The organism is Actinokineospora sp., from assembly GCF_050699995.1.
Taxonomy (GTDB): domain Bacteria; phylum Actinomycetota; class Actinomycetes; order Mycobacteriales; family Pseudonocardiaceae; genus Actinokineospora.
Window position 1 is genome coordinate 1 of sequence record NZ_JBOHGC010000620.1, and the last position, 9,187, is coordinate 9,187.

Consider the following 9,187-nt stretch of genomic DNA (forward strand, 5'->3'; position numbering starts at 1 on the left):
CACAGGCGTCGGCCATCCGCGTCAGGCCGAGGTTGGTGGAGTGGCTGATCAGCACCGCGATCAGGTTCCGCTTCAACTCCGGGCTGCGGGACTGCTTGCCGCCGGCGTGGGTGAAGCAGTCCAGGAACCCGGTGCGCTTGTCCAGCTCGATCAGCAGCGACACGATCGACGCGAACGGCAGCATCGCGGTCAACTCCGCTTTCAACGCGGTCGCCTCGGCCGGGATGTCCTCCGCCGACAGCGGGGAGATCACCAGATCCCCGGCCTCGTCCAGGCGCACCGGGCCGTCGCCAGCGGCCAGCACCGCCTCCAACTCCCCGAGCGCCTGGCCCAGCTCGTCCTCGGCGGCCGCCAACGCACGAGCCGGATCGGCCGGTTTGCCCACCAGCCGGCAGAACTCCACCCGCTGATCGACCCACTTCTCCGGGGTCAGCAGATAGGTGGCGGGGTCGGAGTAGCGGCGCGAACCGGGCACCCACACATCCCCGGTCCGCAGCCCGTCGCGCAACCCCAACAGCGTGCACAGCTCCCAGTAGTGCCGGAAGGCGCTGGTATTGCCGGACTTGCGGGCGGACTCGAGGTAGCCGCGCCACCGTGCGGGCACGAACCCCTCCGGTGCGCCGTGTGGGACGCGGCGAGCGCCGGTGGCGTTGAGTTCGCACAGCACCTCCACCGCCTCCAGCAATCCGGCCGCCGTGGTGCCGCCGGCGAACCGCACCGCGGCGAGCACCTGCGGGGTGAACTGCCGCAAGTACCCGTACGAGCCGTCCAACGCCGCTAGGTGCCCATGATCACGCGGTAACCGCGGCTTCGCCTGCGCGATAGCCGCCCGCAGCCGCGGCCACCCGATCCGCTCGCCCCGGATCAACCCGCCGACCAGTTCGTCGCTGATCTGCGGGTCGGTGATGATGGCCAGCAGATCGTCCAGCAGCGCCTGGCGATCCTCCCCGGCCTTGCCCCGCTCGGCCAGCGCCTCCCGCATCGTGCGTTCGGCTTTGCCCTCCCGCGCCGATATGGCCTGGTCGAACAACCCCACGACCTCATCGAGCACATCGGTCGCCGACTGCGCCAACAACGTCAACAGGATCGGGTACCGGCGTTGCGGATCGCGCCGTTCCAGCGCCTGCCCGGTCAACCGGCGGCCGACCGTGGCCAGGAACCGGCGCCGCTCCGCCGGTAGCACCGACAGATCCAACCGGTCGGCGCCCAGGCCGCGCAGGAACTCCAGTTTCGCGACCTCCGCCTTGATCGCGGCCGGGGACGCCTCCACCGGCCCGGTGCCCAACCACCGCAACCGGGTCATCGTCACCTCGGGGTCGGTGACCAGCAGCCCGTCCAACGCCGCGCACCGCTCGTCGGTGAACTCGTGCGCCAACCCGACGTAGGTCTCCCGCTGCGCCTGCTCCCGGGCGTGCGCGACCCGCTCGACCACGGTCACCGGACCAGGCCGGATCACCCGCGCCGAGATCAGGTACTCACACGCCAACCGGAACAACAACGTCGGCGAGTCATGCTCCATCGCCCGCGCCAGCAAGAACTCGTCCAGCTCTTTGAGCTCCAACGTCGACGGAGCCCGCCAGCCCACATACTGCGCCACCAGCCGCAGATGCTCGGTGCGGGTCTTCGCCCGGCGACCATAGGACCGCAGCTCGACCGGGTCGACCCCCAGCTGGTCAGCCAGCCGGGCCACCGCAACCGGCGGCGCCGCCGACACCTTGTCCGGCACGAACCCCAGCCACGGCAACGTGCACAACGCCACCGCCAACCCCAACCGATCCACCGGACCCCGGCCCCGACCGGGGTCCACGAACGCGACGTCGGCGTGAGTGAGAGTGAAGAACCTGAACAACTCGTCCCGGCCAATCTCCGGAAAGCCCCGCAGGCGCTCCAACTCCGCGTCCGCGAACACCTGCGTCGCCAAACACGACCTCCCACCAGTCCCCAGATTCCCTGGTCAGGAGCCTACTCGGCCATATCCGCCCGATTTTCGGCGAGTACTACGGGGCCCCCACCACCCGCATGGGACCATGCGTCGGGCGTTCCCCCTCGATCAGCGACGTGATGCCGACGGAACCGAAGAACGTGACTTCGCTGAGATCGACCACCAGCACCGCCGGCTTCTTGTGCAGCGCGTCGTCGATGCCGGTGACCAGGGTTGTGGCGGTGGTCGTGGTGCCGCCGCCCGCCGCCGGGTTGTAGGCCGGTTGGGTGAAGGCGCCGCGGTAGGAGCCGACCTCGTGGTTGCGGACAAGCGCGACGGGTCGCCTGACCCCAAGTTGGTCACCTCGAAGGTTTCCCGACCGCGAGGTAAACAGTCGATGTCCACTGTGGAGTCTGGTCCGATGGTCACGACCTGAACCGAATTCACCGGTAATCACCCGTCGGCGCGCCCGCGGAGCACAATGCCGCCGTGCGCACTCGACTGACCATCCTGGCCTGCTCGCTCTTGATCGCGGGCTGTAGTTCGACGGTGACCGGAACCGCCGTTCCGGCGCCGCCGCGGCCGCTCAAGCCGTCGATCACGACCGTCGCCGTGGGCGACTGGGTCGACGCCGGGCAGGCGTTGCGCTTCGTGGTCGAGAAGATCGAGGTCGACCCCAAGTGCACGGCTGAGAAGCCGCTTCCGCTGGGCCGCAACCGGCACCTGGTGGTGTTGACCGTCGCCGTCGAGACCGGGGCCCGGTTCGTCAAGCGGTCGGACACCCCGGTGTGGGACGCGTTCCTGACCTACGGGCCGTACGGGTTCGACACGCTCGTCAGCTCCGCCGGGCCGCGCTGCTTCCCGCAGGAGCAGTCGATCTACTGGAGCGACCCCAAACCGAACGGCAAGTACCGGGGCAAAGTGGTCGTGGAGACGCACTCGACCGAGGGACTGGTCGTCCACAAGGACTGGAAGTGGGCGTATCCCAGCTGACGTCACCGGAGCCGCGATCGGGTGACGGCGGCGTCACCTGAACAGCTAGCTCCGCGCTGATCTCGTTGCCACCCGTCGACGCGACCTGCCACCGTCGATCGGTGGAGGTGAGTCGTCGGACGGACGGACTGGCTGGCCGAACCACCAGGACCGGTCATCCCACGGCCCCGGGCGAACACGCACGTCGTGCGCCTGGTCGGTGTCGGCGTGCTGCGCGCGGTCCTGGCCGCCGGGCTCGCCGCCCTCGGCTGGACCTGCGTGCGCGACCCGATCGGGATGGCCGCCTGCGCGGCGGTGATCGTCCACGAGCACGGGACGCTGTCGAGCGACCTCGTCGCCGAGTGCGTCGCCCACGCGTTGCCCACCGTGGTGGTGGGGTCCGTCCGGTGCCCACGGGAGCTGATCACCGCCGTGCACGCCGGGGCGACCAGCATCGTCGACCGGGACCTGCCGATCCCCGAACTCCTGGCCGCCGTACACCACGGACTCACCGACCCTTCCCGCCGCGAGGGACTGATGGAGAGCCTCCGGGTGCGGCTGCGCCTGCAGGAGCGCCTCGACCGGCTCACCCCGCGCGAGCGCACGGTCCTGACCGACCTGGCCGCGGGCCTGACGGCGGCGGAGATCGGCCACCGGGAACACGTGAGCCTCACGACCGTCCGCACCCACATCCGGTCGATCCTGCTCAAGCTCAACGTCTCGTCCCAGCTGGCTGCGGTCGCCGCGGGACGAGCGGGCTGGCGGGAGCTGAACCTGCCCGACCATGCCGTTCATGCCGTCCATGCCGTTCATGCCGTCGCCGGTCGTCAATTTTGACGATGCCGGGCGCGCACGGACGGCCACACACTTGTCGGACGTGCGGCCGCAGGGACCGTGCCCACACCCCAGGAGGCACCGATGTGCAGGACGTTGAACGTGGCAGGCGCGACCATGGCGAGCTGGCCCGGCGTCATGGTCCTCAAGTCCGACGGCCACGACGGCTTCGTTCAGGACGATGAGTGGAATTGGTCCAGGGAGATCCACTGGCACTACGAGGTCGCGTCCTTCGACGAAGGTTCGTACTGGGTTCCGGCCTCCACCGGCCCGCCGCGCTGGTGGGACAAGATCTTCATCGAAGGCGACGCGTCGACGGACGGCACCCCGGTGAACCGCAACGGCAAGGAATACAGACCCAACGGCGTGTTCATCTGGATCCCGGCCATCCCGTCGCAGTACGGCCCCGGCAAGACGGGCAACAAGGTCAAGTGCGACCCTCCGAAGTCGGCCCCCGTGGTGACGGCCTCCGCGCCCGGCGGCGACGGCGTCGCGTCGGGCAATGGTCTCGCCGCCGCGGGGAACGGCGCCGCCGCGGGCCCTGTTTCCCCAACCGGCCCGGTTTCCCCCACAGGCGGCGGTATCGAGCTCGCCCGCCTGAAGCTCAACTCGATCCTCGCCCAGCCCACCGCGCTCGCCGCGGACGGGAAGGGCGCCGCGTTCAAGGACTCCGACGGTCTGATCTCGTTCGTCAACCTCTCCTCGGACCTGGTGAACAACAGCGATGCCTACAAGACCGGGACCGCGGTGTTCGACAAGATCGCGAACTTCTTCTCGACGCTGCGCATCAAGACTTTCACCGCGCTGCACAACGGAGTCATCAAACCGCTGCAGGGAGACACCCCGCCCGCCACGCAGTGGGACCCGGCGGTCACGCACTACATGCAGTACCTGCTGCAGGAGTCGGGCGGGCTCACCGACTACTCGATCACCCAGGAGACCTACTCCGACACCCAGGTCCTCGCTGAGTTCAGCACCAGCTTCGTCAAGCTCTTCTTCGACGCTGTCACGGTGCCCAACTCCATCATCAGCGGCATCTCCACCTTCATCTCCGGGGTCGGCAAGTCGCTGCAGATGGGCTGGGACAACAAGCAGCGCGACTACCAGGTCGCCCTTCTCGGGCAGTGCCACGAGGCCGTGCAGCAGAACGTCGACGGGCCGCCGGTGTACCGGTACTTCCCGAAGCTGAAGTACTACTTCCTCCGGGTCTCCAGTTCGCAGACCGAGTTCACGTCGGACTGCGCGACGGTTCGGAAGATCACGTTCAACTTCCAGTACGAGTACTACGTGACCGCGGTGGCGGCGGCGGTGCTGGACAAGACGACCGCCGAATACAAGAGCTTCACCGATTTCCTGAACACCGCCCAGGACGCCAACTACAAGGACGCGAAGGACAAACTCGACGCCATCCTCAACGGCACGGTGTCCTCCGGTCCGGAGCATCAGTTGAGCGCCTTCAACGTCGATCTCGGCGCCTACCCCGCGGTCACGGCGGCACCGGCCCTGCGGCTGACCCCAGCCTGAGGGCTCACCGGCTGACCGGCGTCCAGCGCCGGTCAGCCGGTCAGCCGGTGGTGTAGGCCTGGAACAGCGTGCGGTAGGCGTGCTCGGCGGTGTCGACGTCGTCGGGGCGCGGGGACACGAGGTGGTGGAGGGTGAATCCCTCCGCCATGGCGGCGAAGGCACGGGCGCCGTCAGTGGGCCTCGCCGCCCCGGCGGCGCGCAGCGCGGCTTCGGCGACGTGGTGGATCGTGTCGATGATCCGGGCCAGGGCTTCCGACCGTTCGGGTGAGCGAGCGGCTTGCAGCAGCACCTCGTAGCGGGCCAGTTCGAGGGACGGCGGGAACAGCGTCAGCAGTTCCGCGACGTGGCGGGCGATCTCGTCGGGGGCCACCCTGGCGGCGGCGAGGTCGGCGGCGAGGGCGTCGAGCCGGGCGATGAGGTCGTCCGCGGCGAGTTGGAGGGCTTCGACACCGAGCTGCTCGATGGTGCCGAAGAAGTACGACACGGACGTGTAAGGGACGCCCGCACGCTCGGTGACGGCGCGGTGGGTGACCGCGGCGACGCCCTGTTCGGCCGCGATCTCGATGGCGGCGCGGAGCAGGCGTTCGCGGCGCTGCTCCCCCTTGGCGTAGCGCTTGTCCGGGTGTGGCACGACACCAGACTACCAATCTTGTAGATTCCTTCAAGATTGGCGTACAGTGTGGGCGTGACCACACCACCGCCTTCCCGACCTCCGCTGGTGCATGCGTTCGGCGACGACGCGCTCGGCGACCACGACGCCGTCGCGCTCGCCGGTCTGGTCCGCGACGGCACGGTCAGCGCCCAGGAACTCGCTGACGCCGCCATCGCCCGGGCCCGGCGGGTCGACCCGCTGCTCAACGCCATCGCCTGCGAGCCGACCACGCCCCGCGTCGCACCGGACAAGACCGGCGCGCTTTACGGCGTTCCCACGTTCATCAAGGACAACACCGACTTGCGGGGCCTGCCGACGAACCACGGCAGCGAGGCTTACACAGCCGCGCCCGCGAAGAAGGACGGCGCCTACGCCAAGCAGTACCTCAGCACGGGGCTGACCATGGTGGGCAAGTCCCGGCTGCCGGAGTTCGGGCTCAACGCCACGACCGAGTTCATGACCGGCGAGCCGACCCGGAACCCTTGGCACACCGAGCATTCGGTTGGCGCCTCCTCGGGCGGCTCGGCCGCGCTCGTCGCCTCCGGTGTCGTCCCCATCGCCCACGCCAACGACGGCGGCGGCTCGATCCGGATCCCGGCGGCCTGCGCCGGGCTGGTCGGCCTCAAACCGACCAGGCACCGGCACGTCGACGGCGAACAGGCCCGCAGGCTGCCGATCAACATGGTCTCCGAAGGTGTCCTCACCCGGAGCGTCCGTGACACCGCGGCCTTCCTCGCCGCGGCCGAAGACCACTGGCGCAACCCGAATCTCCCACCGATCGGCCTGGTCCACGGTCCGGCCCAGCGGCGGCTGCGGATCGGCCTCGTGCTCGACTCGATCAAGGGCACCGTCGACGAACACACCCGTGCCACGGTCGAGCACACCGCGCGGCTGCTGGAGAAGGCGGGCCACCACGTGGAGCCCGTCGGCCTGCCGGTCACCGAGCAGTTCGTGGCGGATTTCCTGCAGTACTGGGGTCTGCTCGCCCAACTCGCCGTCGACACCGGCAAACTCACCTTCGACCGGGCCTTCGACCGCGGCCGGGTCGACGGACTCACCCAAGGCTTGCGCCGACACCACCGCGCCAACCTCCGCCGCACACCGGGAGCCCTGCGCCGGCTGCGCCGCATACCCCGCGCCTACGCGGACATGTTCGCCCGCCACGAACTGGTGCTCTCGCCGGTCCTCGCGCACACGACCCCGCGCCTCGGTCACATCAGCCCCACCGTCGACTTCGACGAGCTGCTGGACCGCCTGACCAACTATGTCGCGTACACCCCGCTGAACAACATCGCGGGCACCCCGGCGATCTCGCTGCCGTTGGGCATGACACCGCAGGGACTCCCGATCGGCGTGCACCTCAGCGCCGCCCACGGCGACGAACGCACTCTCCTCGAAGTCGCCTACGCCCTGGAGGCCGAGCAGCCTTTCGCCAAAATCCACACCAAGGTCTGAGTCCCTCGGCGCGCCCACGCGACCTGCTCCCCCCGCTATCCTTGCCCGCGGAGTTAGGGGGAATCCATGGATTTCGACAGCAGGCGCACGTGGGCACGAATGCCCCAGGTCAACGGCGCCAACAGGAACAGAGGGAAACTCGCGGAGCTGCGCGGCTGGCAGTTCGCCGAGCAGGCGCCGGAACTGCTCGACCGCTGGCCGGTGCTGCCCTTCACCCAGCGCGGCGACATGCGGCTGGCCTACGGGGTACTGGGTGGGACGTGCGACGGGCTGTCTTTCACGGTGTTCGACTTCATGCGCAGGGACATGGTGATCGACAAGCAGGTCTACGGCGTCACGTTCAACCAGCACGACAAGATGGTCACCGACACCGTGTGGGTGGTGCGGCTGCCCGCGCCCATGCCGTTCTTCCAGATCGCCCACTGCAACCAGGTGTACTGGGACATCGACGACAGTCCTCACCCGACGACCGGTGACCGCAAGTTCGACAAGCGGCACCGGATCGTCGGCACCGACCCGCACGTCGCCGCCCAGATCCTCACCCCGGGCGTCATCGCCACCATCCGCGACGCCGAGTTGGGCAGTTGGTCCCTGATCGGCACCGACCTTGTGTGCGCGGAACGCTCGATCTTGGGTGCCAACGGCCCGAACAAGGTAGTGGAGAAGCTGGGCAAACTCGCGGTCCTGGTCGCCCAACTCCCGTTCCACAAGGGCGGCGGACAGCAGTCTCACCCCCAGCCCGGCTATGCACAGCAGCAGCCTGCCTACCCGACCCAGCAGCCGTACCAGCCGCAGCAGCCCGCGTATCCGCCGCCACCCCAGCCGGGTTACCCGCCCCAATACCCACCGGCCCAGTACCCGCCCGCTCAGTACCCGCAGCCGGGTCATCCGCCGCCGTTCCCGCAGACCGGGTATCCACCGCATCCCGGTCACGGCTATCCGCCGTCACGTTGACCGTCTCGTATTACCCTGCCCCGACGCGTCGAAGCGTAGCGGCACGAGGAGGCTTGGAAAGATGGCTGTGGGCGAGAGCCCGGGCTGGCGCGTCGAAGTCCGCGACGACGATGTCACCTCGGTCGCGACGGTGATCTACTTGCTGCACACCGAATGCGGTCTGTCCGTGCGCGACGCCGCCACCCTCGCGGCCCACGTGGACCAGAAGGGCCAGGCGGTGGTCCGCACGTTCCCCGACCAGGGCGCCGCCGAGCAGTTGGCAGTGGCCTTGCAGCGGCTCGGGCTGCACACGATGGTGCGGCGGCCGTGACCGGGGAACCGGTATGGACGGACGTGAGCGAGGACTTCTTCGACGCCGCGGCGGTTGGAGACGGAGTCGCGGTGCGCATGTCGGCCAACGTCGCCGAGACTCTCACGCACCTCGCAGGCGAGTTGATCCGGTTTCTCGAGACCGGCGAAGTCGAGCCGGCCAAGACGGGCGTATTCCGCCGAACCGTGACGGCAGCGGACGTGCGCCGCCGGATGTTTCCTGACGCCTACCGCGACCGCGTCGAAGCTGAGGCCTTCCGGGAGCGACACTCCGGGAGGTTGCGCGACCCAAGCGCCGCGCGGCGGGTGCGGCAAACCTTGACCGGGGGCACCAATCATGTGCTGTCGCGGGCGCAGGTCGGCGACTGGATCTCCACGTTCGGCCTGGCCCGATTCCTGACGCTGGACCGCAAATCCAAGCGACTCGGCATGGTCGGCAGCTGGGTGAACCACGTCCAGGAAACGCTCATCCTCGCCACCAACGTCCTGGCCGTCCCGGCCGACAATCCCTCTCCCCCGCAACAGACCACGTCGCGAGTCCAACGTTCAGAACAGTGAGTCCAACA

10 protein-coding genes are annotated in these 9,187 nt (G+C 68.9%); 7 read left to right on the forward strand and 3 right to left on the reverse strand.

Annotated elements, in window-relative coordinates:
• Positions 1 to 1,909: DUF4158 domain-containing protein (locus ACRDSQ_RS29740; RefSeq protein WP_431425655.1), on the reverse strand; the 1,909-nt coding region annotated here is incomplete at its 3' end.
• A gap of 88 nt (positions 1,910 to 1,997) precedes the next feature.
• Positions 1,998 to 2,378 (reverse strand): hypothetical protein, encoded by a 381-nt coding sequence (locus tag ACRDSQ_RS29745; RefSeq protein ID WP_431425646.1) that lies wholly within the window; start codon positions 2,376 to 2,378, stop codon positions 1,998 to 2,000.
• 32 nt (positions 2,379 to 2,410) lie between these two features.
• Between ACRDSQ_RS29745 and ACRDSQ_RS29750 the strand changes: the two genes are divergently transcribed.
• The 3 genes from ACRDSQ_RS29750 (at position 2,411) to ACRDSQ_RS29760 (ending at position 5,251) form a co-directional block, all read left to right on the forward strand.
• Positions 2,411 to 2,914, forward strand: coding sequence for a hypothetical protein (locus ACRDSQ_RS29750; protein ID WP_431425647.1), 504 nt, complete (start codon positions 2,411 to 2,413; stop codon positions 2,912 to 2,914).
• A gap of 186 nt (positions 2,915 to 3,100) precedes the next feature.
• The gene (locus tag ACRDSQ_RS29755; protein WP_431425648.1) at positions 3,101 to 3,730 is read left to right on the forward strand and encodes a LuxR C-terminal-related transcriptional regulator; all 630 of its coding nucleotides are present in this window, start codon (positions 3,101 to 3,103) and stop codon (positions 3,728 to 3,730) included.
• An 81-nt stretch (positions 3,731 to 3,811) separates the two neighbouring features.
• A complete protein-coding gene (locus ACRDSQ_RS29760) occupies positions 3,812 to 5,251 on the forward strand; it encodes a hypothetical protein (RefSeq protein WP_431425649.1) in 1,440 nt (479 codons plus the stop codon).
• Between the two features lie 40 nt (positions 5,252 to 5,291).
• On the opposite strand, the gene ACRDSQ_RS29765 is transcribed toward ACRDSQ_RS29760, so the two are convergent.
• The gene (locus tag ACRDSQ_RS29765; RefSeq protein ID WP_431425650.1) at positions 5,292 to 5,882 is read right to left on the reverse strand and encodes a TetR/AcrR family transcriptional regulator; all 591 of its coding nucleotides are present in this window, start codon (positions 5,880 to 5,882) and stop codon (positions 5,292 to 5,294) included.
• 54 nt (positions 5,883 to 5,936) lie between these two features.
• On the opposite strand from ACRDSQ_RS29765, the gene ACRDSQ_RS29770 reads away from it, so the two are divergent.
• From ACRDSQ_RS29770 to ACRDSQ_RS29785, 4 genes are all read left to right on the forward strand, one after another.
• Entirely contained in the window at positions 5,937 to 7,358 is a 1,422-nt protein-coding gene (locus ACRDSQ_RS29770) for an amidase (protein ID WP_431425651.1), read from the forward strand.
• Positions 7,359 to 7,424: 66 nt separating this feature from the next.
• A complete protein-coding gene (locus ACRDSQ_RS29775) occupies positions 7,425 to 8,312 on the forward strand; it encodes a hypothetical protein (protein ID WP_431425652.1) in 888 nt (295 codons plus the stop codon).
• Positions 8,313 to 8,373: 61 nt separating this feature from the next.
• Entirely contained in the window at positions 8,374 to 8,622 is a 249-nt protein-coding gene (locus ACRDSQ_RS29780; RefSeq protein WP_431425653.1) for an ATP-dependent Clp protease adaptor ClpS, read from the forward strand.
• A 23-nt stretch (positions 8,623 to 8,645) separates the two neighbouring features.
• Positions 8,646 to 9,179, forward strand: coding sequence for a DUF2017 family protein (locus ACRDSQ_RS29785; protein WP_431425654.1), 534 nt, complete (start codon positions 8,646 to 8,648; stop codon positions 9,177 to 9,179).
• The last annotated feature ends 8 nt before the right edge of the window (positions 9,180 to 9,187 follow it).

Coding starts and splice junctions, on each gene's coding strand:
- ACRDSQ_RS29760 (WP_431425649.1), top strand. CDS start 3,812: ATGTGCAGGACGTTGAACGTGGCAGGCGCGACCATGGCGAGCTGGCCC.
- ACRDSQ_RS29775 (WP_431425652.1), top strand. CDS start 7,425: ATGGATTTCGACAGCAGGCGCACGTGGGCACGAATGCCCCAGGTCAAC.
- ACRDSQ_RS29780 (WP_431425653.1), top strand. CDS start 8,374: ATGGCTGTGGGCGAGAGCCCGGGCTGGCGCGTCGAAGTCCGCGACGAC.